This is a genomic window from Burkholderia sp. Tr-20355, assembly GCF_017104685.1.
GTDB classification, from domain to species: Bacteria; Pseudomonadota; Gammaproteobacteria; order Burkholderiales; family Burkholderiaceae; genus Burkholderia; species Burkholderia seminalis.
The window spans coordinates 1-22,500 of record NZ_JAAGPK010000003.1 but is presented as its reverse complement, the minus strand read 5'-3'; the positions used below and the strand labels follow the sequence as shown (position 1 = coordinate 22,500).

Below are 22,500 nucleotides of genomic sequence, written 5' to 3'. Positions count from 1 at the left end.
GCTTATCGCTGCATGTCCCCGTACGTCTCCTTGCACACCGCGCGCAGCGCGTCGACGAGCAGATCGCGCGCGGGCGAGCGCGAATCGGCGGAGCGGGTAAACAGCGCGATCGGCGGCAGCGTCCACACGAGCGAGTAAGGCACGATCGCCACGCCGGCAATCCGCACCAGTTCTTCCGCGATATCGGCCGGCACGATCGACACGGCCTCGTCGCTCGACGCGATCATTTCGCCGATCAGCTTCGACGAGTAGCTTTCGACGATCGGCACGGGCGGCGCGATGCCGGCCGACAGGAACAGGTCGGTCACCTGTTCGCGCATCGGCGTATGCGGCGCGCCGAGAATCCAGTCGAGCGCGTGCAGCTTGTGCCAGTCCAGCGGCATGCGCGCGAGCTTGGCCGCCAGCCGCCGGCTCGCGATCACGCGCGGCTGCTGCTGGTACAGCACTTCGAACGAAACCTGCCCCAGATCGATCGCCGACGACGCGCGGCCGATCACGATGTCGACGCCGTGATCCCTGAGTTGCAACAGCAGCTGATCGCTGGTGCCTTCGTGAATCGTCACGGTCAGCCGCCGTTCCATCCGTGCCTGCAACCGCTTCAGCGCCGCCGACAGCAGCTGGCCGGAGATGAACGGAATCACGCCGATGTGCAGATGGGCCGCGTGCCCGGCGGCGACGGCCTCCATTTCGCGGGCGAGGTGGTCGAGATCCTTGATCATCGCCTTCGCGCGCTCCAGCACGACCGTGCCGAGCGCGGTGGGCCGCATGCCGCGCGACGAGCGCTCGAACAGCGGCGTGCCGAACATGCTCTCCAGTTCGGACAGCGCGTTCGTCACGGCCGGCTGGCTGCTGGCCATGTGCTCGGCGACACGCGTCAGCGACCCGTGCTGCTGGATCTGCAGCAACAGCACCAGATGCCGAATCTTCAGACGCGCGCCCAGCCGCCTGACCACGTCGTTTGCGTCAAAATTCATTGACTGGTCATGTATTCATCAGGAAAAAGTGATGGGCCGATATTAAAACAGAATCATCACGTTATGGCAGATCCCTAGAATCACCTCCATGGATCGCGCCGGGACTGGCCTGGCGCCCACGCCGGGACCCAAAACATGAAACAGACAGAGACACAGCAACAGGCCGCGTTCGACTATCACGAGTTTCCGACCCCCGGGAAAATCTCGGTCGTGGCGAGCAAGCCGCTGGTGACCCAGCGCGATCTGGCGCTGGCCTATACGCCCGGCGTGGCGAGCGTGTGCGAGTCGATCGCCGCCGATCCGCTGCAGGCGCACCGCTTCACAAGCCGCGGCAACCTGGTCGGCGTGATCACGAACGGCACCGCGGTGCTCGGCCTCGGCAACATCGGCCCGCTCGCATCGAAGCCGGTGATGGAAGGCAAGGCCGTGCTGTTCAAGAAGTTCGCCGGGATCGACGTGTTCGACATCGAGATCAACGAGACCGATCCGGACAAGCTGGTCGACATCATTGCCGGCCTCGAACCCACGTTCGGCGGCATCAACCTCGAGGACATCAAGGCGCCGGAATGTTTCACGGTCGAGCAGAAGCTGCGCGAACGCATGAAGATTCCCGTCTTCCACGACGATCAGCACGGCACCGCGATTACCGTTTCCGCCGCGTTCATCAACGGGCTGAAGGTCGTCGGCAAGTCGATCAAGGACGTGAAGGTCGTGACGTCGGGCGCCGGAGCAGCCGCGCTGGCGTGCCTGGACCTGCTGGTCGACCTCGGGCTGCCGGTGGAAAACGTCTGGGTGACCGACATCGAGGGCGTCGTCTATCGCGGCCGCACCGTGCTGATGGACCCGGCCAAGTCGCGCTTCGCGCAGGAAACGGATGCGCGCAAGCTGGCCGAAGTGATCGGCGGCGCGGATGTGTTCCTGGGGCTGTCGGTCGGCGGCATCCTCACGGCCGAGATGCTGAAGGCGATGGCGGCGCGTCCGCTGATTCTCGCGCTGGCCAACCCGACGCCGGAAATCTTCCCGGAACTGGCGCACGAGACGCGCGACGACGTCGTCATCGCGACGGGCCGCTCGGACTATCCGAACCAGGTCAACAACGTGCTGTGCTTCCCGTACATTTTCCGCGGCGCGCTGGATGTGGGCGCGACGACGATCACGCGCGAAATGGAAATCGCCGCGGTGCACGCGATCGCGGGGTTGGCGGAGGAAGAGCAGAACGAAGTGGTCGCGGCGGCCTACGGCGCGTACGACGTGTCGTTCGGCGCGCAATACCTGATTCCGAAGCCGTTTGACCCGCGCCTGATCGTGCGAATCGCGCCGGCCGTGGCCAAGGCGGCGATGGAAGGCGGCGTGGCGACGCGCCCGCTCGAGAATCTCGACGCGTATGTCGAGCAGCTGCAGCAGTTCGTCTATCACTCGGGCGCGTTCATGAAGCCGCTGTTCGCGACCGCGCGTCGGCTCGTGCGTGACGGCGGCAAGGCGCGGATCGTGTTCACCGAGGGCGAAGACGAGCGCGTGCTGCGTGCGGTACAGGTGATCGTCGACGAGAAGCTTGCGCGTCCGATCCTGGTCGGGCGTCCTGAGGTGCTGCTGGCGCGCATCGAGCGGTTCGGCCTGCGCCTGCGACTCGGTCAGGATGTCGAAGTGACCAATCCGGAGTATGACGAACGCTTCCCGCAGTACTGGACGAAGTATTGGGAACTGCGTTGCCGCGACGGCATTTCGAAGGAAATGGCGCGCGTGGAAATGCGCCGCCGCCTCACGCTGATCGGCGCGATGATGGTGCAGCTCGGCGATGCGGACGGGATGATTTGCGGGACGGTGGGCGAGTATCACAATCACCTGCGGTTCGTGGACGAAGTGATCGGCAAGAAGCCCGGTGCGTCGACCTACGCGGCGATGAACATCCTGCTGCTCGATCAGCGGACGGTCGCGCTGGTGGATACGCACGTCAACGACAACCCCGATGCGGAGCAGATCGCGGAATTCACGATCGCGGCGGCCCGGCAGATGGAATGGCTGAACCTGACGCCGAAGGTCGCGCTGCTGTCGCGGTCGAACTTCGGGTCGGGAAGCGCGGCCTCGGGCGTGAAGATGCGCCGGGCGCTGGAGATCATGCGGGAACAGGCGCCGGATATCGAGGCGGATGGCGAGATGCATGGCGACTGTGCGCTGGATGAAGGGCTGCGTGCGAAGCTGCTGCCGATGTCGCCGCTGAAGGGCGCGGCGAACTTGCTGGTTTGTCCGAATGTCGACGCCGGTAACATCGCGTACAACCTGCTCAAGACCGAGGCGGGGAGCAATGTGGCGGTGGGGCCGTTCCTGCTCGGCGTCAATGCGCCGGTGAACATCCTGACTTCGAGCGCCACCGTGCGGCGGATCGTGAATATGGCCGCGTTGACGGTGATCGAGGCGAATCGGGGTGTGGGTGGTTGATTGAATGGCGGGGGCGGTTACGGCCGCCCCTTGTTCGTGCGCATCTGGCCGTTACGAGCCAGCCGGATTCGCTGCGTCTGCCCGGGTGCGGCCCGTGCGATGATGCGCCATGACCAGCATGAGAGATGGAATGACGACTACATTCGACGAGGCGACCACGGCGGCGATCGCCGCGTTTGCCCAACTGGATCTCCACACGGCCGTGCAAGCGATGCGCGCCGAGGCCGATTACGACTACGAACGCGACCAGTGGATCTCGCGCTATATCGACGAGCACGGCGGCGGCGAGGACGATGCAGCCTACGATGCCTTGCACGCGCAGGCCCAGGCCACCCCGGAATACGCGCAGTTCGTCGATACGGTTCGCCGGGAAATCCTGGCGTACTTCGGCGTGACCGACGATCAACTGGACTGGATGATCCTGCTGCGCGATGACGACAGCGATGCGCTTTGGGCGGAAGTCAACCGGCAGCGGAGCGCGTTGGGAACGGGTGAGGTGCGCGGGGATCTCTGATCTTCGTGTTCCATCTGTGCCGGCTTGTCAGAAATTTCAACCATGTCGGCCGAGCGAAGCGCATAGGCCGGGCGAGCGTCACGCTCGTTTTTTTTGATGTTCGTCTACCTGTCAACAGCCCGGCCTCGCTCCGTCTAAACCCGCGATTTAATGACCAAACCGCAAGACCTAGTGCATAGATATCGTTTGCCGAGCCCTTAATGACTATCGACAATCGTGGCTCGAATTCACCGCCGCGGCGCCAGAAGCGCCACGTCGGCCGGCGCTCGACGGCTATCCCGGCCGCCCGTGCCCTCCAGCTCACGACGACATGTACGCGTTCACTCCCTCATTCCAGAATCCCGCCGGCTCGCCGATCCGCGAACTGTTCAAGTACCTGTCCGAACCGGGCATGATTTCCTTCGCGGGCGGCTATCCGGCCAGCGACCTGTTCGACGTCGACGGCCTGAACGCGGCCGCCGAGCGCGCATACGCACAGCCCGTCCGCTGCCTGCAATACGGCCCGACCGACGGCCTCGCCGAACTGAAGCAGCAACTGATCGCGCTGATGGCGCGTCGCGGCGTCGCGTGCACGCCGGCCGAACTGCTCGTCACGACGGGCTCGCAGCAGGGCCTCGACCTGCTGCTGCGCGTGATGGTGTCGCCCGGCGACGTCGTGCTGACCGAACAGCCGGCTTACCCGGCCACGCTGCAGGCGATGCGTCTGCAGCAGGCGCGCATCGTGACGATCCCCGTCGACGGTGAAGGGCTCGACGTCGACCGTCTTGCCGAGCAACTCGCCTCCGGCGCGATCGCGCAACCGAAGCTGCTTTACACCGTTCCGACCTTCGCGAACCCCACCGGCGCGACGCTCACGCGCGAACGCCGGCTGAAGCTGCTGCGTCTCGCGGTGCAATACCGTTTCCTGGTCATCGAGGACGATCCGTACGGCGACCTGCGTTTCGCGGGCGAAGCCGTGCCGTCGATGCTCGCGCTGGCCGGTGAAGTGGACGGCGCGCGCGACTGGATCGTGCATTTCGCGAGCCTGTCGAAGATCGTCGCGCCGGGGCTGCGCGTGGGCTGGACGATCGCGCCGGCCGAGATCGCGCGGCGCTGCGTGATCGCGAAGCAGACGGTCGACCTGTGCAGCGCGCCGTGGACGCAGGCGACCGCCGCCGAATACCTGGCCGACGGCGCGCTCGAACGCCACTTGCCGCGCATCACGGCCGCGTACCAGCGCAAATGCGACGCGATGTGCGACGCGCTGCGCGACGGGTTCGGCGATGCGATCGAATTCCACCGTCCCGAAGGCGGGATGTTCGTGTGGGCGCGGATCGGCGCGGTGCCGTCGGACGTGCTGCTGCAACAGGCGATCGCCAACAAGATCGTGTTCGTTCCCGGCAAGGCGTTTTTCGCGGACAACGTCGACGCAGCGTCGCTGCGCCTGTCGTTCGCCGCGCCGGATGTCGACGCGATCCGGGAAGGCGTCGCGCGCCTCGTGCGCGCTTACGGCGCGGCGCTGGCCGCGTGAGGAGACATCCACATGAATATCACCGTCAACGAAACGGCATCGACGGGCGCGGCGTCAGTCACGGGCGACAAGCGGCCGCCCAGGCATCGCTCGTCGCAGATCAGCGCGGGGCCGCAATACGTGGCCGACGTGCTCGGCCGCTTCGGCGCGGAGCCGGCGTCCGATGCGGGCGATGTCGCCCCGGCCGTGCTCGGCTATAACTGACCGGCACAAGCACGGCGGCCCGCGTCGCACGCGAGCCGCCGCTGAAACAACCGGTTAAGCTGGCGCGATCGAAACACCGACGATCGCCATCGCCTCATGTCCGACCCGACTTCCGAATCGCTCGCGCAAACCTACGACCGCCTCTGGTCATGTCTCGAAACCGGCGTCGGCGCGCGGCGCTCGCCGTTCACGATGCTGCAGGCCGCCACGCTCGGCCTCGACGGCACGCCGAAGGTCCGGACGATCGTATTGCGTCAGGTGAGCCGGGCCGATCGCGTGCTGTCGTTTCATACCGATGCGCGCTCGGAGAAAGTCGCGGAGTTGCGCCGCGATCCACGCTTCTCGATCGTTGCGAACGATCTCGACGCGCTCGTGCAGATTCGCGCGCAAGGCATTGCATCGATCTGCGAAGACGAAGCGCAACGGCGTGCGATCTGGGCGTCGAGCCGTCCGCATACGCTGCTGCTGTATCGCGCGCCGTTGCCGCCCGGCACGCCGATCGCGTCACCGGAACAAGCGCATATCGACGGCACCGCATCGTCAGGCGACGGCTACGAAAACTTCTGCCTGATCCACATGACGGTCACGCGCATCGACTGGCTCGAACTCGCGCGAACGGGGCATCGCCGGGCGGTGTTCGATCTGAACGGTGAAAGCGGCTACGAGGCGCGCTGGATCGCTCCCTGACGCTGATGCAGGACGATCAAGGCGCTCCAGGCATTTCAAGCACTCAAGGCCGCCCGTCCGACGCCGCCTGCCCGGTCATCCACTCGCGCATCACCGCGATCGCATCGTCGTCGCGCCGCTCGGCCGGATACACGAGATAGAACCCCATCGACAGCGGAAACGCGAAATCGAACGGCTTGCACAGCCTGCCGGCCGCGATGTCGCGCTCGACGAGCGGCTCGGTCGCGAGCGCGACGCCCTGGCCGGCGACGGCCGCATCGATCGCGAGCGACGTCTGGTTGAAGCGCAGCCCCTTGTGCGGATCGACGTCGACCGGTTCGGGCAGCGCCGCAAGAAACTCGGGCCACAGGTCGTGCGCGTCATGCAGCAGCACCTGGCCGAGGAGCGCACGCGGCGAAGCCGGCGCAGCGAGCAGCGCCGGGCTGCACACGGCGCACACGTCGAGCGGAAACAGCGCATGCGCGACGAGATGCTTGCCGAACGGCGGCTTGCCGTAGCGGATCGCGAGATCGACGCCGTCGTGGCGGAACGTCGCGATCTGCGGGTCGGCGATCACGCGCACGTCGTAGTCGGGATGGGCCTCGGTGAACCGCGCGAGCCGCGGGATCAGCCACTTCGACGCGAACGACGGCGTCGTGCTGATCGTCAGCGCGGCACGCCGCTTCACGAGCTTGTCGGTCGCGTCGGCGATCGCGTGCAGCGCGCGCTGCACGTCGGAGAAATACGCGGCGCCGTCGTGCGTGAGCGCGAGGCCACGCGGCAGGCGCTCGAACAGCTTCAGGCCGAGCACGTCCTCGAGGTGGCGCACCTGCTGCGCGACGGCGCCCTGCGTGACGCCGATCTCGTCGGCCGCGGCGCGGAAATTGAGGTGCCGCGCGGATACCTCGAACGCGCGAAGCGCATTCAGCGGCGGCAGTCGGGAAGGGCGTGGCGGCATCGTCAGGCTGTAGAAAAACTATCGGCTGGCGGCAGAAATACTGGTTCGACAGTCGGATTCGATGCGCCTACATTACCACCATGGCGGGCCGAACGGCGGCTGCGCGGCAACGGAATCGGAACGAGGAGCAAATCGTGACTGTAGAAAAAGTGGCGTTGATCACGGCGGCAGGCAAGGGCATGGGCGCGGCGATCGCGCGCGAACTGGCGGCGACGGGCTATCGCGTCGCGCTGATGTCGCCGTCGGGCAGCGCGGTGGCGCTCGGCGAGGAACTCGGCGGCTTCGGCATCCAGGGCTCGGTGACGGAAGAAGCCGATATCGACAGGCTCGTGCAGGAAACGGTCGCCCGCTACGGCCGGATCGACGCGGTCGTGAACAACACCGGCCATCCGCCGAAAGGCGACCTGCTGGCGATCACCGACGACAACTGGCATGCGGGGCTCGACCTGATCCTGCTGAACGTGGTGCGCGTGATGCGCCGCGTGACGCCGATCTTCCAGAAGCAGGGCGGTGGCGCGGTGGTCAACATCTCGAGCTTCGCGGCGGATGCGCCCGAGCAGCCGATGCCGGTGTCGTCGGCGCTGCGCGCGGCGCTGAGCGCGTGGACGCGGCTGTACGCGGAACGCTATGCGGCCGAGAACATCCGGATGAACGCGGTGCTGCCGGGCTTCATCGACAGCTGGCCGGAAACGCCGGAGATCGTCGCGCGCATTCCGGCCGGCCGCTTCGGCAAGACCGGCGAGATCGCGAAGACGGTCGCGTTCCTGCTGTCGGACGGCGCGGGCTACATCACCGGGCAGAACATTCGCGTCGACGGCGCGATCGTCAAGGCGCTCTAAGCGTTGCACGAAGAGCGGGCGGCGGCGCGGGCCGCTCGCCATGCAGCGACTACAAACGCGTACAAATCAGACAAATCCGGGATACATCAGACCTTTCAAATGGGCGACGCCGTGTGACGAGGGCGCGCCGGATCGAAAGCCTGGGCGCGATCCCGCGCGCGGCATGTTCACTTTCCACTTCACGAAAGGAGATGCCGAACGATGTCTTCCACACCGTTTTCCCCGCTGCGTCGCCACCTGCTGGCCACTTCCGTGGCCGCCGGCGTCTCGGCGATGCTGCCCACCGCGCTGCATGCCGCAACCGGCGCGAGCGGCGTACGCCCGTTCACCGCGCACATTCCCGACGAAACCGTGGCCGACCTGCGCCGCCGCATTGCCGCGACACGCTGGCCGGGCCGCGAGACCGTCGCCGACGAATCGCAGGGCGTGCGGCTCGCGCGCATGCAGGCGCTGTTGCGCTACTGGGGCACCGATTACGACTGGCGCAAGGGCGAGGCGCGCCTGAACGGTTTCCCGATGTTCATCACGGAAATCGACGGGCTCGACATTCATTTCATCCACGTGCGCTCGCGGCACGAGAACGCGATGCCGATGATCATGACGCACGGCTGGCCGGGTTCGATCTTCGAGCTGCTGAAGGCGATCGGCCCGCTGACCGACCCGACCGCGCACGGCGCGAGCGCCGACGATGCGTTCCACGTCGTCGTGCCGTCATTGCCGGGCTTCGGCTTCTCGGGCCGGCCGACGAAAACCGGCTGGGGCTCCGACCACATCGCGCGGGCATGGGGCGAACTGATGGCGCGGCTCGGTTATACGCGCTTCGTGTCGCAGGGCGGCGACTGCGGCTCGGTGATCTCGCACCGGATGGCGATGCAGCGCGTGCAGGGGCTGGCCGGGATTCACGTGAACATGCCGGCGACGGTGCCGCCGGATATCGCGACGCTGCTCGCGACCGATGCGCCCGCGCCGGCTTCGCTGTCGCCGAAGGAGCGGGCCGCGTACGAGCAGCTCGCGACGTTCTATCGCGACAACTGCGGCTACTCGGCGATGATGGTCACGCGTCCGCAGACGGTTGGTTATGCCCTTGCGGATTCGCCGTCCGGGCAGGCTGCGTGGATGTACGACAAAATTTCGCAATGGACGTACAGCGGCGGCGTGCCCGAACGCTCGATCCCGCGCGACGAGATTCTCGACGACATTTCGTTGTACTGGCTGACGAACACCGCGACGTCGGCCGCGCAGATCTACTGGGAGGATCACTCGAACAACTTCAACGCGGTGGATATCTCGTTGCCGGCGGCAATCACGGTGTTTCCGGGCGAGATCTACCAGGCGCCGCGCAGCTGGGCCGAGCGCAGTTATCACAACCTGATCTACTTCAACGAAGTCGACAAGGGCGGGCACTTCGCGGCATGGGAGGAGCCGGAGTTGTTTGCGCGTGAAGTGCGGGCCGGGTTCCGGCCGTTGCGGCGCGGGTAAGCGGGGTTGCACGACGAATGCGGGCCGGGCGGTGGTGCGGCTCGCATTCGTTTTCAGGCAACCGCCTGCAAGGCCTGCGCAAACCGCTTGTCCGCCAGATACGCAACGTTAAAGCGGCAATACTTCGACGGGCGATCGGCCTGCGGCGAAAACACCGCACCGGGCGCGAGGATCACGCCGCGCGCCAGCATCGCCTGCGCGAGCTGCATCGAATCAGGCCAGCCGGGCAGCGCGGCCCACAGATACAGGCTCTGGTCGCAGGACCGATAGACCTCCGCGCCAAGACGCCCGAGCACATCGAGCGCGTTGCCGGTCGCGCGTCGCAGCTTCTCCTGAAGGTGATTCGTATGCCTGAGAAAGTGCCCGTCGCTGACGATCGCGTCGAGCGTGCGTTCGCAGTACTCGGAGCTGCTGACATGCGTCAGCATCTTCACGTCGGCCAGGTCGCTCGCAAGCGCCGCATTGCACGCAAGGAACCCGACACGCAGCGCAGCCGACACCGATTTCGAGAAACTGCCGATATAGATGGTCCGGCGCAGCTGGTCAAGCGTCGCGATGCGCGTGAGCGAGCGCGGCCGCAGGTCGGCGAGCGCGTCGTCCTCGACGAGGATCAGGTCGTGCGCATCGGCGAGCTGCAGAATGCGGTGCGCCTTGGCCGCGCTCGTATCGGTCGCGGTCGGGTTGTGGCCGACCGATTGCGTGAAGAACAGCTTCGGCCGGTGCGTCGCGACAAGTTCGGCCAGCTTCGCGACATCGGGGCCGTCGATCTCGCGCGGCACGCCGACGATGTTCGCGCCGCTCAGCTTCAGCTTGCCGAACAGCGGGTAGTAGCCGGGGTCGTCGACGAGCACGGTGTCGCCCGGGCGCACGAAGTAGCGCAGCACGAGATCCATCGCCTGGTTCGCGCCGTGCGTCAGCACGATCTGCGCGGGCGGTGCCTCGATTTCGTAGCCGGCGAGCTTCTGCTGCAGCGACTGGCGCAGCGGCAGGTAGCCGAAGCGGCTGCCGTAGCGGAACAGCGACGCCGCGCTCGTGCGCATGATGCGCTGCTGGTACTGGTTCAGCCGTGTTTCCTCGAGCCATTCGATCGGCGGGAAGCCTTCGCCGAGGTTGAGCACATCGGGCTTCACGTGCAACTGCTCGCGCATCAGCCACACGATGTCCATCGCGCGGTCGAGCGAGCTCGGTTCGTCGATGTCGGGCGCGGCTGCCGCGCGACGCGTCACGAAGAAGCCCGAGCCGCGGCGCGGCTCGATCAGGCCGTCGGCCGCGAGCATCTCGAATGCACTGATCACCGTGTTCTTCGAGCAGCCGGACGCCTCGGCGTATTCCCTGATGGAGGGCAGTTTCGCACCGGCCGGCAACACGCCTTCCTCGATCTGTCTGGCGAGATTGTCCGCCATCGCGCCAGACAGGCTGGCTCTTGCACGCTGTTTCATCGGCATGTTCCGTCGGGCCGGCCCACTGTCATGGGTACGGTTGGGTGACTGTCTGCGTCGTCTGTACCTTTTCAAAGGGTACAGCGTGACTATTATTCGGCTATCCGATGCCCGCCGCAAGCACCGACGGGCAATACCGCCACCCCGAGACAACCGACCCGTCATGCCCATCGATTCCGCCTTGCCGAACTTCCGCGCGCTCACGCCCGAGCAACGCCTGTCCCACCTGTCCCGCGCCGTCGGGCTCGACGATGCCGAGCATGCGCTGCTCGCGAAGCCGGGCGCGCTGCCGCTCGAGGTCGCCAACGGGATGATCGAGAACGTGATCGGCACGTTCGAGCTGCCGATGGCCGTGGCCGGCTACTTCCGGATCAACGACCGCGACGTGATCGTGCCGATGGCCGTCGAGGAGCCGTCGATCGTGGCGGCCGCATCGTATATGGCGAAGCTCGCGCGCGCGGCCGGCGGCTTCCGCACGTCGAGCAGCGGCCCGCTGATGCGCGCGCAGGTCCAGGTGATCGGCGTCGACGATCCGTACGGCGCGCGGCTCGCGATCCTGCGGCATGCGGCCGAACTGGTCGCACTCGCGAACAGCCGCGACAAGGTGCTCGTCGGCCTCGGCGGCGGCTGCCGCGACATCGAGGTTCACGTGTTTCCCGACACGCCGCGCGGCGCGATGATCGTCGCGCACCTGATCGTCGACGTGCGCGACGCGATGGGGGCGAACACGGTCAATACGATGGCCGAAACGGTCGCGACGCGCATCGAGGCGATTACCGGGGGCCAGGTACGGTTGCGGATACTGTCCAACCTCGCGGATCTCCGGCTGGCCCGTGCGGAGGTACGGTACGCGGCCGCCACGCTCGCGACCGACGCTTATTCCGGTGAAGACGTCATCGATCGCGTGATCGACGCCTACGTGTTCGCGGCGACCGACCCGTACCGCGCGGCGACACACAACAAGGGCATCATGAACGGCATCGACCCGGTCGTGGTCGCGACCGGCAACGACTGGCGCGCGGTCGAAGCCGGCGCGCATGCGTATGCGAGCCGCAGTGGCCGCTATACGTCGCTGACGACGTGGGAGAAGGCCGCGAACGGCGACCTCGTCGGCACGATCGAGATGCCGATGCCGGTCGGGCTGGTCGGCGGCGCGACGAAGACGCATCCGCTCGCGCGTCTCGCGCTGAAGATCATGAACGTGACTTCCGCGCAGGAACTCGGTGAAATTGCGGTGGCGGTCGGGCTTGCGCAGAATCTCGGCGCGCTGCGCGCGCTCGCGACCGAAGGCATCCAGCGCGGCCACATGGCGCTGCATGCCCGCAACATCGCGGTCGCGGCCGGCGCGACCGGCGCCGACATCGACCGGATCGCGCAGCAGATGGTCGCGGCGAAAGACGTGCGCACCGACTTCGCGGTCGAATTGCTCGCGGGCCGCCGCGGCGGCTGACGCGCGGACTGCACGCCGCGTCACGCACGCGGCGTGCGGCGCGCCACGCCGGCCAGGCCGGCGACATATCAATCCAGGAGGAGACACATGGAACAGACCGGTTCAAGCGCGCTCGCACGCGCGCCGCATCGTGCCGGGCCGTTGGCCGGTGCCGATGCGTCGGCCGCGACGCTCGTCGAGGTATGGGGCGACACGGTGGCGACGAAACATCTCGCGTGGTCGGTGCTGCTCGGCATCGCGATCAGCCTCGGAGCGTTCGAGATCGGCCGCGTCGTGCTCGCGTCGTTCGTCCACGACGCGGCGATCGCACGCGCTTACGCGATGCTGATCGGCCTCGGCGGCTGCCTGCTGGCCGGCACGATCTGCGCGGTGCTGTTCAAGCCGAAGCGCACGGTGATCGAACATGCGGCCGGCGGCGCCGAGCGTGACGCGGCATTGCGGCAGCTCGCCGAAGCGTCGGGCGGCCTGGGTTCGGCGAGCGACCTGTCGGCCAGCGCGCGTGCCGAGATGGAGGAACTCGGGCTGCTCGACCTGTTCGCCTCCTACGACGCGTCGTCCGGGCGCGCCCGCGCGGGAGGCCGCTGATGGACGCGCTGCTGCATGCATTGCCGGCCGCGTTCGCGATGGGGCTGCTCGGCGCGATCGTGTTCTCCGCCATCGGGCTGATCTCCGGCACCGACGAAACGACGACGATCGCGCCGCTCACGTTGCTCGTCGCACTGCTCGGCGTCCCGCCGGCCGGCGTGTTCACGTTCTTTCTCGCGGGCGCGGTGGCCAAGCACATCACGCATTCGATCCCGACCGCGCTGCTCGGCATTCCCGGCGACACGATGGCCGCGCCGCTGCTGCAGCAGGCGACGCTGTTGCGCGCGCTGGGCGTGCCGCATATCGCGCTGCGCAAGATGATTTCCGGCGCGATCGTCGCCGCGTTCGTCGCGCTGCCGCTCGCGGTGCTGTTCGCGTCGCTGCTCGCGCCGTTCGGCGCGGCGATCGCCAAGGCCGCGCCGTGGGTGTTCCTCGCGGCGGCCATCGGCATCGCGTACTTTTCCGCGGGGCGCTGGGCGTCGGTGCTGCTGCTCGTGCCGTTCGTGATGCTGGTGGTCGGGCTGCAGGCGCTGACCGGTCGCTACGGCGTGAAGCTGAGCGTCAGCTACTTTCTCGGGATCGCGATCGGGCCGCTCGTGGCCGACCTGTTCTCGATCCTGTCGCCGGCCGAGCGGCGGCGCATGCGCCGCGACGGGCCGTCGACGTTCGTGCTCGCGCCCGACGTGAAAAGCTGGCGCGGCTACTTCCCGAATCCGCTGAAGGTGCTCGACCGCGAGCAGGTCGCGTGGACGGTCGGCACGGCCGCGGTATCGAGCGCGACGTTCGTGTTCAGCCCGGTCGCGATGACGGTGCTGATGGGCGAGGTCGTCGGCGCGCGCGTGCGTCATGCGTACCAGCGGCTGACGACGGTGATCGCCGCGCGCAACGGCGTGACGGAGGCGACCTACATCGCCGAGGCGCTGATTCCGCTGATCGCGTTCGGGCTGCCGCTGAGCCCGGTGGCGGCCGGCCCGGCCGCGCCGCTGTTCAACGCGCCGCCGCGCTTCACGGTCGACGCGGCGAGCGGGCAGATCCACAACCTGCATACGTTGATGAGCTGGCCCGAGTTTCTCGGCTACGGGCTGCTGTCGATCCTGCTGGCCGCGCTGATCGCGTATCCGCTCGCGATGCACCACGCGCACCGTGCGGCATCGTTCGTCGCGCGCAAGCTGAGTCATGAAGCGATCATCGCGACCTTCGCGGGGCTGATCGTCGTGATCGGCGTGTGGGAAGGGCAGTTGCTGGGGCTGGCGGTGATCGTGACGATCGGCCTGTTCGGCGGGATGCTGTCGCGCCTGTTCGCGTTCAACACGGGCGTGCAGTTCATGGGCTACTACGTCGCGGTGCTCAGCGTGCCGGCGATCGCCAGGCTGTTCTGACGTACCGCCACACGGTGGCCGCGTGTGCCGCGCGGTCGCCCGAAAGCGTCGTTTCTCGCGCGATTTTTGAATCGCTGTGTGTCGGGTTCGCACGCGGATACGTTGGGATACAAAGCCTCCGGAGGGTTCGGATATAAAACCGGTGAAGCGATTCACACGGCGGCGCGGTGCCATGCGCCGCCGCTGCGAACGGCGACACCTGATTGCCCGCCTGTGCCGCGGGCCTCTTCCTTAGCGATCGACAATGGAGAACGAGTCATGCCCGATACCGTGAACACCCGCCGCCGCCTGATCCTGGGCTCGACGCTGGCGAGCCTGAGCCTGGCCGACCTCGGCTTCAGCGCGCTCGCGCATGCGCAGTCGGCGCCCGATGCACCGGCCGCGAAGCGCCCGGCCGGCGTCGCGTCGCTGGGCACGATCCACCAGATCGACGCGGGCGTGCTCAACGTCGGATATGCGGACCTCGGACCGAGGAACGGCCCCGTCGTGTTCCTGCTGCATGGCTGGCCGTACGACATCTACAGCTATGCGGACGTCGCGCCGCTGCTCGTCAAGGCCGGCTATCGCGTGATCGTGCCGTACCTGCGCGGCTACGGCTCGACGACGTTCCGCTCGGCCGACACGGTGCGCAACGGCCAGCAGGCCGTGACGGCCGTCGACATCGTCGCGCTGATGGATGCGTTGAAGATCGACAGCGCGGTATTCGGCGGCTACGACTGGGGCGCGCGCACGGCCGACATCATCGCGGCGCTGTGGCCGCAGCGCGTGAAGGCGCTCGTGTCGGTGAGCGGCTACCTGATCGGCAGCCAGGAGGCGAACCGCAAGCCGCTGCCGCCGCAGGCCGAATTCCAGTGGTGGTATCAGTTCTATTTCACGACCGAGCGCGGCGAGCTCGGTTATGCGGCGAATCGCGACGCGTTCAACAAGCTGATCTGGCAACTCGCGTCGCCGAAGTGGAAGTTTTCCGACGAGACGTATGCACGCACGGCCGCGTCGTTCCAGAACCCCGATCACGTGGCCGTCGTGATCCACAACTATCGCTGGCGCCTCGGGCTGGCGAAGGGCGAGGCGCAGTACGACGACATCGAGCGGCGCCTGGCGGCCGGGCCGGCGATCACGGTGCCGACGATCACGATGGAAGGCGACGCGAACGGCGCACCGCATCCGGAACCGGCCGCCTACGCGAAGAAGTTCACCGGCAAGTACCAGCACCGGACGATCTCCGGCGGCATCGGCCACAACCTGCCGCAGGAAGCGCCGCAGGCGTTCGCCGATGCGATCCTGCAAGTGGAGCATCTGTGATGCGGGCACGCGTGAGGGTGTGGCGGCGCGGCGCGCGCCGTGCGCTCGTCGCGGGCGTACTGCTGGGTGGGGCGCTGTCGGCCGGCGGGCCGGCCGCGTTCGCGGAGGAGCCGAAGCCGGCGGCGGCATCGCCGATCTACGGCGTGACGATCCCGCCCGGCTACCGGAAGTGGGAAATGGTCGCGCCGGCCGAAGAGGCCGCACCGCTCGACGAGTTGCGCGTGGTGCTCGGCAACCCGGTCGCGATCCGCGCGCTCGAACAGGCGACGCTGCCGTTTCCCGACGGCACGATCCTCGTGAAGCTCGCGTACAAGCGCAGGCAGTCCGACGAGTTCGCGCCGGCGACGGTACCCGGCCAGGCGACGACCGTGCAGGTGATGGTGAAGGACGCGCGTCGTTATGCGTCGACGGGCGGCTGGGGCTTCGGGCGCTTCGTCAACGGCGTGCCGGCGGATATCGGCCAGCATCAGACGTGCTTTGCGTGTCACCAGGCGCGGGTGAAGAACCACGATTATGTGTTCACGCGACTCGCGCCCTGACGCGACGCGGCGGTGTGCGTTCGATGGAAAGGCGTGCCTTGCGAGGCACGCCTTTTTTCATGATGCGTGGCGAGCGTGGCGTGGCGGCATGCATCGGCGAGCGGGTTTGTATCGCACTGTATCTGCGGCCATTCCGGAAAAACTGGCATGCAGAAAGCACCGGTTCCGGAAACATTCGGGATACGTGGGCGGGTTCTACTGTCGACATGCAGCAAACGTTCGGTGCCAGACGTTCGCACCGGGCGCCCAATGATCGACACCTCAACTTCCGTCAAGGAGAACCCTCATGAAAGCCGCTCGAATCCTCGCTGTCGCCGTCCTCGCCGTTGCTCCCGCGTTGTCGTTCGCCGATACCGGCCACGGCCTCACGCGTGCCGACGTGCGCGCCGACCTGGTCCGCCTCGAACAGGCCGGCTACAACCCGGCGCGTAGCGAACCGCACTACCCGGAAGACGTCATCGCCGCGCTGCAGGTCGCGCGTTCCGACCAGAACGGCCCGTCGAAGTCGCAAGGCGACAACGTGGCCGATGCGTCGACGTCTGCCGGCCATCGCGACGCGGCGCAATCGCGTGCCGCGCGAAACGCGGCCGACGACCTGTACGCGCATTCGTGACCCGCTGCCGCGCCTGTCGCAAGCAGGCGCGGCCTTCGTTGCAGCACTTCATTTGAACGACACGACAGAGAAAGGAGCATGACGATGGCCGGTTTGATGAAACGCGTTCTGGTGTCCGCCGCGGTGATCGGCGGACTGTCCGGTGCGGTCGCGGCGCAGGCCGCGCCGAAGGAAGACCTGAAGGGCACGAACGTCGTGCTCGTGCACGGCGCGTTCGCCGACGGGTCGAGCTGGAACCGCGTGATTCCGCTGCTCGAGGCGCGCGGTTTGCACGTGGTGTCGGTGCAGAATCCGCTGAGTTCGCTTGCCGACGATGCGGCCGCGACGAAGCGTACGATCGACGAGCAGAAGGGACCGGTCGTGCTGGTCGGCCATTCGTGGGCCGGCGTCGTGATCAGCGAGGCGGGCAACGACGACAAGGTGAAGTCGCTCGTGTACGTCGCGGCGTTCGCGCCCGACAACGGCCAGTCGATCGCCGACGTCACGCAGGGGCTGCCGGCCCCGTCGTGGGCCGGCGAACTGCGCCAGGACGCGGGCGGTTTCGCGCGGCTGTCGGACAAGGCGATCGCGCAGGATTTCGCGCCGGACCTGCCGCCCGCGCAGCAGCGCCTCGTCGCGGCGACGCAGGGGCCCTGGTACGGCGGGTGCATCTCGGAGAAGGTCGCGCAGGCCGCGTGGCATGCGAAGCCGTCGACGTTCGTCGTCGCGACGCAGGACAGGATGATCGATCCGGCACTGCAGGAAACGATGGCGAAGCGGATCGGCGCGACGCTCACGCGCGTGAACGGCAGCCACGTCGCGATGCTGAGCCAGCCGAAGGCCGTGGCCGACGCGATCATTGCGGCGGCCGAACGCGCGAAGCAGGCGGCGCAGTGAGTGAACACGGTGCCGCGCTTTCGCGAGGAAGCGCGGCGCCGCGCGCGTGTGTGATGTCTTTCCATCAGGAGAAGTCATGACCGAACTCTGGCAACTGCCGGCAACCGAACTCGCGAAGCGCGTGCGGCATCGCGACGTGTCCGCGCGTGAAGTGGCCGACGCCGTGCTCGATCGTCTCGATGCGGTGAATCCGGCGATCAACGCCGTGGTCGAACACCGCCCCGACGACGTGCGGCGGCAGGCGGATGACGTCGACCGCGCGATCGCGCGCGGCGACGATCCGGGCCCGCTCGCGGGCGTACCCGTCACCGTGAAGATCAACATCGACCAGGCCGATTTCGCGACGACCAACGGGACGCGCCTGCAGGAACACCTGATCGCGCACGCCGACAGCCCGGTGGTCGCCAACATCCGGAAGGCCGGCGGGGTTCTGCTGGGCCGCACCAATTCGCCGACGTTCGCGCTGCGCTGGTTCACGTCGAATCTCGTGCATGGCCGCACGCGCAATCCGCGCAATCCGTCGTTGACGCCGGGCGGATCGAGCGGCGGCGCGGCGGCTGCGGTGGCCGCCGGGATCGGCCCGCTTGCCCTCGGCACCGACATCGGCGGCTCGGTGCGTTACCCGGCCTATGCGTGCGGCGTCCATGGAATCCGGCCGTCGCTCGGCCGCGTGCCGGCGTTCAATGCGTCGTCGCCGGAGCGTGCGATCGGCGCGCAACTGATGTCGGCGGCGGGGCCGATCGCGCGCACGATCGACGACCTGTCGCTCGCGCTGCGCGCGTTCTCCGCACCCGATCCGCGCGATCCGTGGAGCGTGGCGGCGCCGTTCGACGGGCGCGAGGTGCCGAAGCGTGCGGCGCTGTGCGTGCGGCCGCGCGGCCTGGCGGTCGTGCCCGAAGTGGAGGCCGCGTTGCGCGATGCCGCGCGCCGGCTGGTCGACGCGGGCTGGAGCGTCGACGAGATCGACGAGACCCCGCCGCTGCGCGAGGCCGCGCTGCTGCAGGAACAGCTTTGGCTGGGCGACGGCTTCGATGCGCTGGCGAACGCGGTCGGGCAGGACGGCGATCCGGGCGCGGCCGCGGTGATCGAGGCCGTGCGCGGCAAGGTGCGCGATTTGCCCGCCGACGTGATCGGCCGCGCGCTGGTTCGCCGCACGACGCTGGCGCGGCAATGGCGGCTGTTTCTGGACGCGTACCCGGTGTTGCTGCTGCCGGTGTCGTCGGAACTGCCGTTCCCGGACGATCTCGACAGGCAGGGGCCGGACGGCTTCGACCGCGTGTGGGAGGCGCAGCTCACGTTGCGCGCGCTGCCCGCGATGGGGCTGCCGGGGCTGGCCGTCACGACGTCGGTCGTGAACGGCGTGCCGGTGGGCGTGCAGGTGGTCGCCACGCATCATCGCGAGGATCTGTGCCTGCTCGCGGGGCGCGATATCGAAGCGCGCGGTGCGCCGATCGCGCCGGTCGATCCGGTGGCCTGATTGACTTCACTGACGGGCGCATGCGTCGGCGAGGTGCGCTGGCCTCGTCGATGCATGGCGCCCCCCATGCCATTCTGGAATCCATGACAGCGCGCCGCATGCCGCGCTGATCGCCTCCCGCCTCCTTTCAATTTCCTTCGATGGCTGACATCGAACGGTCGTCGTCCTGCCTTTCCTGCCCGCCAGCGACCGCGCATGCATAGCGCGCGTCTGCTATTGCATTCCCCGCGGCGCTGATTAGGAAATGAATTTTTATTGGTTCTGCTTCCCCGGCGGCCCTCGCATAGTGGTGCTGACGGCTATAGACAGCACGCAAGCTGCGACGGCCGAATTCCCGGTGTTTTTGTTCATACGAATCTGCGAAAACAAGGAAGTGTCATGACGGTTGAACTGGAAGAACGAACCGCTGCGCAACAGGCGCTCGAAGATGCGCGCACGGCGGCCGCGGCGGCTGGCAAGCCCTATGCGGGCGGCGTGTCGCCGCAAACCGCGTGGGCGCTGTTCTCGGCAGGCGACGCATTGCTGGTGGACGTGCGCACGGCGGAAGAGCGGAAATTCGTCGGTCACGTGCCGGAATCGCTGCACGTGCCGTGGGCGACCGGCACGAGCCTGACGCGCAACCCGCGCTTCGTGCGCGAACTGGAAGCGAAGACCGGCAAGGACGCCGTCGTGCTGTTGTTGTGCCGCAGCGGCAACCGCTCGGCCCAGGCGGCCGAGGCCGCGGCGAAGGGCGGTTTCACACAGGTGTTCAATGTGCTCGAAGGGTTCGAGGGCGACCTCGACGAGCGGCAGCAGCGCGGTAGCCAGAACGGTTGGCGCTTCCGCGGCCTGCCGTGGGCGCAGGACTGATTCACGGCCGTTACGGGGAGAGGGCAGCATGGCCGCATTCGACATCGACGACATCGTTCAATCGCTGCAGACGGTGCGCCGCGCATGGCGCGAGAAGCAGCGGCGCTCGCTCGAACCCGGCGGGCGCGACCTGCCGGCGCGCGAGGCGCTTGCGCAGATCATCGGCGCGCTGAAGGGCGTGCTGTTCCCGATGCGGCTCGGGCCGCCCGACCTGCGGCAGGAGAGCGAGAACTTCCACGTGGCCCATGCGCTGGACGCGGCGCTCAATGCGCTACTCGCGCAAGTGACGCTCGAGTTGCGCTATGCGGCGCGTCACCGCCATACCGACGGGGCGCCGCCCGACAACATCGACGCGGTCGCGTCCCAAGCCGTGCAGGCCTTTGCCGCGCGATTGCCCGAGATCCGCCGGCTGCTCGACAGCGACGTGCTGGCGGCCTTTCACGGCGATCCCGCGGCCGGCAGCGTCGACGAGGTGCTGCTGTGCTATCCGGGCATCCTCGCGATGATCCACCACCGGCTCGCGCACGAGCTGTACGGGCTCGGCCTGCCGCTGCTCGCGCGGATCATCGCCGAGCAGGCGCATGCGGAAACGGGCATCGACATTCATCCGGGCGCGCGCATCGGCGCGGGCTTCTTCATCGACCACGGCACGGGCGTCGTGATCGGCGAGACGGCGATCATCGGCGAGCGCGTGCGCGTGTACCAGGCCGTCACGCTCGGCGCGAAGCGCTTCCCGCGCGATGCGGACGGCCATCTGGAGAAAGGGCTCGCGCGCCATCCGATCGTCGAGGATGACGTCGTGATCTATGCCGGTGCGACGATCCTCGGCCGCGTGACGATCGGACGCGGCGCGGTGATCGGCGGCAACGTGTGGCTCACGCAGGACGTGCCGCCCGGCGAAAACGTCACGCAGGCCGTGCTGCGCAGCGAAGCGAACGCCGCGCCGCGCGCGGCGGCGCGCGTCGCCTAGGAGGCGCGATGAGCGACCTCATCCATCACTTCGGCGCCAACGTGCGCAAGCTGCGCGAGGCGCGCACGTGGTCGCAGGAGCAACTGGCCGAGCATGCGGGGCTGAACCGCTCGTACGTCGGCGAGATCGAGCGCGGCGAGGCGATCGCGTCGATCGTCACCGCCGACAAGATCGCGCGCGCATTCGACGTGTCGATCTCCGCGCTGCTGCCGGGCGCGTACGTCACCTGAGGCTGCCTTATTTCGTTTCCCTTTCGGTTGTACGGGACCTGACGGCTATAGCATGTTGAGCCGGCAGGGGCGTGCTTCCGATAATCACCCAGCGTCATAAGCAATCCCGTTTTTCATCTTAAGAACCCGGAGCCACACATGTCGACCGTTGCAAGCGGCGCGGCTGCGCTGAGCGATCACGCCGCCCGCCAACTAGCGAACGCTACCAAGACCGTCCCCCAGCTTTCCACGATCACGCCGCGCTGGCTGACCCATCTGCTGCAATGGGTGCCGGTCGAGGCCGGCATCTACCGGCTGAACCAGGTGAAGAACCCGGAAGCCGTGCGCGCCGCGTGCACGCAGCTCGAGGACGAAAGCGTGCTGCCGCAGACCTTCGTGCCGTACGAGGAACAGCCGCGCGAATACTTCCTGAACGCGGTCAGCACGGTGCTCGACGTGCATACGCGGATCTCGGATCTCTACAGCAGTCCTCACGATCAGATCAAGGAACAGCTGCGCCTGACGATCGAGACGATCAAGGAACTGCAGGAAAGCCAGCTGATCAACAACCCGGACTACGGGCTGCTCGCGAACGTGACCGACGAACAGCGGATTTTCCCGCTGACGGGCGCGCCGACGCCGGACGATCTCGACGAGCTGCTGACGAAAGTGTGGAAGGAACCCGCTTTCTTCCTCACGCACCCGCTCGCGATCGCCGCGTTCGGCCGCGAATGCACGCGGCGCGGCGTGCCGCCGCCGACGGTCAGCCTGTTCGGCTCGCAGTTCCTCACGTGGCGCGGCATTCCGCTGATTCCGTCGGACAAGGTGCCGGTCGCGGACGGCAAGACCAAGATCCTGCTGCTGCGCGTCGGCGACAAGCGCCAGGGCGTCGTCGGCCTGTATCAGCCGGGTGTCGCGGGCGAGCAGGGGCCGGGCCTGTCGGTGCGCTTCATGGGGATCAACAACCAGGCGATCGCGTCGTACCTGATCTCGCTGTATTGCTCGCTCGCGGTCCATTCGCCGGATGCGCTGGCTGTCCTCGATGACGTCGAAATCGGCAAGTTCCATGACTATCCCGACACCTACCGTTAATCCCGGCCTGGCCGGCGGTGACGCGCAAGCGCTGCCGCACGCGCCGCTGCCGGCGGGGTTGCCCGACCCGGCGACGCTCGCGCGGCTCGCGTCCGAGTTCTTCGCGACGCCGCCCGGGCAGGCCACCGCGCCCGAGCTGT

General features: G+C 67.6%; 22 protein-coding genes. 19 read left to right on the top strand and 3 right to left on the bottom strand.

From position 1 onward, the window contains the following. Positions 1-2: 2 nt before the first annotated feature. Positions 3-974 carry a LysR substrate-binding domain-containing protein gene (locus tag G3N62_RS01425; protein WP_049028874.1) on the bottom strand — a complete coding sequence of 324 codons (972 nt, stop codon included), beginning with the start codon at positions 972-974 and terminating at the stop codon, positions 3-5. A gap of 135 nt (positions 975-1,109) precedes the next feature. Here G3N62_RS01425 and G3N62_RS01420 point away from each other — a divergent pair, with 135 nt between their 5' ends. From G3N62_RS01420 to G3N62_RS01400, 5 genes are all read left to right on the top strand, one after another. Next, the gene (locus G3N62_RS01420) at positions 1,110-3,410 is read left to right on the top strand and encodes an NADP-dependent malic enzyme (RefSeq protein ID WP_069704467.1); all 2,301 of its coding nucleotides are present in this window, start codon (positions 1,110-1,112) and stop codon (positions 3,408-3,410) included. Between the two features lie 130 nt (positions 3,411-3,540). Further along, positions 3,541-3,924 (top strand): hypothetical protein, encoded by a 384-nt coding sequence (locus tag G3N62_RS01415; RefSeq protein ID WP_034188417.1) that lies wholly within the window; start codon positions 3,541-3,543, stop codon positions 3,922-3,924. A 310-nt stretch (positions 3,925-4,234) separates the two neighbouring features. After that, entirely contained in the window at positions 4,235-5,434 is a 1,200-nt protein-coding gene (locus tag G3N62_RS01410) for a PLP-dependent aminotransferase family protein (protein WP_124670108.1), read from the top strand. A gap of 12 nt (positions 5,435-5,446) precedes the next feature. After that, the gene (locus G3N62_RS01405; protein WP_034188415.1) at positions 5,447-5,638 is read left to right on the top strand and encodes a hypothetical protein; all 192 of its coding nucleotides are present in this window, start codon (positions 5,447-5,449) and stop codon (positions 5,636-5,638) included. 96 nt (positions 5,639-5,734) lie between these two features. Continuing rightward, on the top strand, positions 5,735-6,325 hold the full coding sequence (locus G3N62_RS01400) for a pyridoxamine 5'-phosphate oxidase family protein (RefSeq protein ID WP_124608109.1): 591 nt from the start codon (positions 5,735-5,737) through the stop codon (positions 6,323-6,325). A gap of 43 nt (positions 6,326-6,368) precedes the next feature. On the opposite strand, the gene gcvA is transcribed toward G3N62_RS01400, so the two are convergent. Further along, positions 6,369-7,262: a transcriptional regulator GcvA gene (gene gcvA / locus G3N62_RS01395; RefSeq protein WP_069704470.1), complete on the bottom strand. Its 894-nt coding sequence runs from the start codon at positions 7,260-7,262 to the stop codon at positions 6,369-6,371. Between the two features lie 134 nt (positions 7,263-7,396). On the opposite strand from gcvA, the gene G3N62_RS01390 reads away from it, so the two are divergent. Together G3N62_RS01390 and G3N62_RS01385 are read left to right on the top strand one after the other, a co-directional pair. Then, positions 7,397-8,101: an SDR family oxidoreductase gene (locus G3N62_RS01390; protein WP_034188601.1), complete on the top strand. Its 705-nt coding sequence runs from the start codon at positions 7,397-7,399 to the stop codon at positions 8,099-8,101. 201 nt (positions 8,102-8,302) lie between these two features. Continuing rightward, on the top strand, positions 8,303-9,580 hold the full coding sequence (locus tag G3N62_RS01385; protein WP_124670107.1) for an epoxide hydrolase: 1,278 nt from the start codon (positions 8,303-8,305) through the stop codon (positions 9,578-9,580). 53 nt (positions 9,581-9,633) lie between these two features. Here G3N62_RS01385 and G3N62_RS01380 read toward each other — a convergent pair whose 3' ends face one another. Then, positions 9,634-11,019, bottom strand: coding sequence for a PLP-dependent aminotransferase family protein (locus tag G3N62_RS01380; protein ID WP_124670106.1), 1,386 nt, complete (start codon positions 11,017-11,019; stop codon positions 9,634-9,636). 163 nt (positions 11,020-11,182) lie between these two features. On the opposite strand from G3N62_RS01380, the gene G3N62_RS01375 reads away from it, so the two are divergent. From G3N62_RS01375 to G3N62_RS01320, 12 genes are all read left to right on the top strand, one after another. Beyond that, the gene (locus G3N62_RS01375) at positions 11,183-12,469 is read left to right on the top strand and encodes a hydroxymethylglutaryl-CoA reductase, degradative (protein WP_034188411.1); all 1,287 of its coding nucleotides are present in this window, start codon (positions 11,183-11,185) and stop codon (positions 12,467-12,469) included. An 87-nt stretch (positions 12,470-12,556) separates the two neighbouring features. Then, positions 12,557-13,054: a hypothetical protein gene (locus G3N62_RS01370; protein ID WP_059559773.1), complete on the top strand. Its 498-nt coding sequence runs from the start codon at positions 12,557-12,559 to the stop codon at positions 13,052-13,054. Beyond that, positions 13,054-14,433 (top strand): tripartite tricarboxylate transporter permease, encoded by a 1,380-nt coding sequence (locus G3N62_RS01365; protein ID WP_069704472.1) that lies wholly within the window; start codon positions 13,054-13,056, stop codon positions 14,431-14,433. The genes G3N62_RS01370 and G3N62_RS01365 overlap by 1 nt, the downstream gene beginning before the upstream one ends. A 258-nt stretch (positions 14,434-14,691) precedes the next feature. Further along, entirely contained in the window at positions 14,692-15,735 is a 1,044-nt protein-coding gene (locus tag G3N62_RS01360; protein WP_124670105.1) for an alpha/beta hydrolase, read from the top strand. Next, positions 15,735-16,274, top strand: a complete 540-nt coding sequence (locus G3N62_RS01355) for a cytochrome P460 family protein (protein WP_124670104.1) — start codon at positions 15,735-15,737, stop codon at positions 16,272-16,274. Before G3N62_RS01360 ends, G3N62_RS01355 begins: the two co-directional genes overlap by 1 nt. 286 nt (positions 16,275-16,560) lie before the next feature. Then, positions 16,561-16,887 carry a DUF4148 domain-containing protein gene (locus G3N62_RS01350; protein ID WP_049030956.1) on the top strand — a complete coding sequence of 109 codons (327 nt, stop codon included), beginning with the start codon at positions 16,561-16,563 and terminating at the stop codon, positions 16,885-16,887. An 84-nt stretch (positions 16,888-16,971) separates the two neighbouring features. Continuing rightward, positions 16,972-17,763 (top strand): alpha/beta hydrolase, encoded by a 792-nt coding sequence (locus G3N62_RS01345; protein WP_034188599.1) that lies wholly within the window; start codon positions 16,972-16,974, stop codon positions 17,761-17,763. Between the two features lie 76 nt (positions 17,764-17,839). Then, positions 17,840-19,240, top strand: coding sequence for an amidase family protein (locus G3N62_RS01340; RefSeq protein WP_124670103.1), 1,401 nt, complete (start codon positions 17,840-17,842; stop codon positions 19,238-19,240). 378 nt (positions 19,241-19,618) lie between these two features. Further along, positions 19,619-20,089 (top strand): rhodanese-like domain-containing protein, encoded by a 471-nt coding sequence (locus G3N62_RS01335; protein WP_034188404.1) that lies wholly within the window; start codon positions 19,619-19,621, stop codon positions 20,087-20,089. A gap of 28 nt (positions 20,090-20,117) precedes the next feature. Next, positions 20,118-21,059 (top strand): serine O-acetyltransferase EpsC, encoded by a 942-nt coding sequence (gene epsC, locus G3N62_RS01330; RefSeq protein WP_034188403.1) that lies wholly within the window; start codon positions 20,118-20,120, stop codon positions 21,057-21,059. A gap of 8 nt (positions 21,060-21,067) precedes the next feature. After that, positions 21,068-21,289: a helix-turn-helix transcriptional regulator gene (locus tag G3N62_RS01325; RefSeq protein WP_034188402.1), complete on the top strand. Its 222-nt coding sequence runs from the start codon at positions 21,068-21,070 to the stop codon at positions 21,287-21,289. Positions 21,290-21,427: 138 nt separating this feature from the next. Continuing rightward, positions 21,428-22,360: a family 2A encapsulin nanocompartment shell protein gene (locus G3N62_RS01320; RefSeq protein ID WP_034188401.1), complete on the top strand. Its 933-nt coding sequence runs from the start codon at positions 21,428-21,430 to the stop codon at positions 22,358-22,360. Positions 22,361-22,500: the final 140 nt, after the last annotated feature.

Coding starts and splice junctions, on each gene's coding strand:
- G3N62_RS01335 (WP_034188404.1), top strand. CDS start 19,619: ATGACGGTTGAACTGGAAGAACGAACCGCTGCGCAACAGGCGCTCGAA.
- G3N62_RS01425 (WP_049028874.1), bottom strand. CDS start 974: ATGAATTTTGACGCAAACGACGTGGTCAGGCGGCTGGGCGCGCGTCTG.
- G3N62_RS01325 (WP_034188402.1), top strand. CDS start 21,068: ATGAGCGACCTCATCCATCACTTCGGCGCCAACGTGCGCAAGCTGCGC.
- G3N62_RS01410 (WP_124670108.1), top strand. CDS start 4,235: ATGTACGCGTTCACTCCCTCATTCCAGAATCCCGCCGGCTCGCCGATC.
- G3N62_RS01375 (WP_034188411.1), top strand. CDS start 11,183: ATGCCCATCGATTCCGCCTTGCCGAACTTCCGCGCGCTCACGCCCGAG.
- G3N62_RS01405 (WP_034188415.1), top strand. CDS start 5,447: ATGAATATCACCGTCAACGAAACGGCATCGACGGGCGCGGCGTCAGTC.
- G3N62_RS01340 (WP_124670103.1), top strand. CDS start 17,840: ATGACCGAACTCTGGCAACTGCCGGCAACCGAACTCGCGAAGCGCGTG.
- G3N62_RS01345 (WP_034188599.1), top strand. CDS start 16,972: ATGGCCGGTTTGATGAAACGCGTTCTGGTGTCCGCCGCGGTGATCGGC.
- G3N62_RS01360 (WP_124670105.1), top strand. CDS start 14,692: ATGCCCGATACCGTGAACACCCGCCGCCGCCTGATCCTGGGCTCGACG.
- G3N62_RS01320 (WP_034188401.1), top strand. CDS start 21,428: ATGTCGACCGTTGCAAGCGGCGCGGCTGCGCTGAGCGATCACGCCGCC.
- G3N62_RS01400 (WP_124608109.1), top strand. CDS start 5,735: ATGTCCGACCCGACTTCCGAATCGCTCGCGCAAACCTACGACCGCCTC.
- G3N62_RS01380 (WP_124670106.1), bottom strand. CDS start 11,019: ATGAAACAGCGTGCAAGAGCCAGCCTGTCTGGCGCGATGGCGGACAAT.
- epsC (WP_034188403.1), top strand. CDS start 20,118: ATGGCCGCATTCGACATCGACGACATCGTTCAATCGCTGCAGACGGTG.
- G3N62_RS01385 (WP_124670107.1), top strand. CDS start 8,303: ATGTCTTCCACACCGTTTTCCCCGCTGCGTCGCCACCTGCTGGCCACT.
- G3N62_RS01350 (WP_049030956.1), top strand. CDS start 16,561: ATGAAAGCCGCTCGAATCCTCGCTGTCGCCGTCCTCGCCGTTGCTCCC.
- G3N62_RS01365 (WP_069704472.1), top strand. CDS start 13,054: ATGGACGCGCTGCTGCATGCATTGCCGGCCGCGTTCGCGATGGGGCTG.
- G3N62_RS01370 (WP_059559773.1), top strand. CDS start 12,557: ATGGAACAGACCGGTTCAAGCGCGCTCGCACGCGCGCCGCATCGTGCC.
- G3N62_RS01415 (WP_034188417.1), top strand. CDS start 3,541: ATGACGACTACATTCGACGAGGCGACCACGGCGGCGATCGCCGCGTTT.
- gcvA (WP_069704470.1), bottom strand. CDS start 7,262: ATGCCGCCACGCCCTTCCCGACTGCCGCCGCTGAATGCGCTTCGCGCG.
- G3N62_RS01420 (WP_069704467.1), top strand. CDS start 1,110: ATGAAACAGACAGAGACACAGCAACAGGCCGCGTTCGACTATCACGAG.
- G3N62_RS01355 (WP_124670104.1), top strand. CDS start 15,735: ATGCGGGCACGCGTGAGGGTGTGGCGGCGCGGCGCGCGCCGTGCGCTC.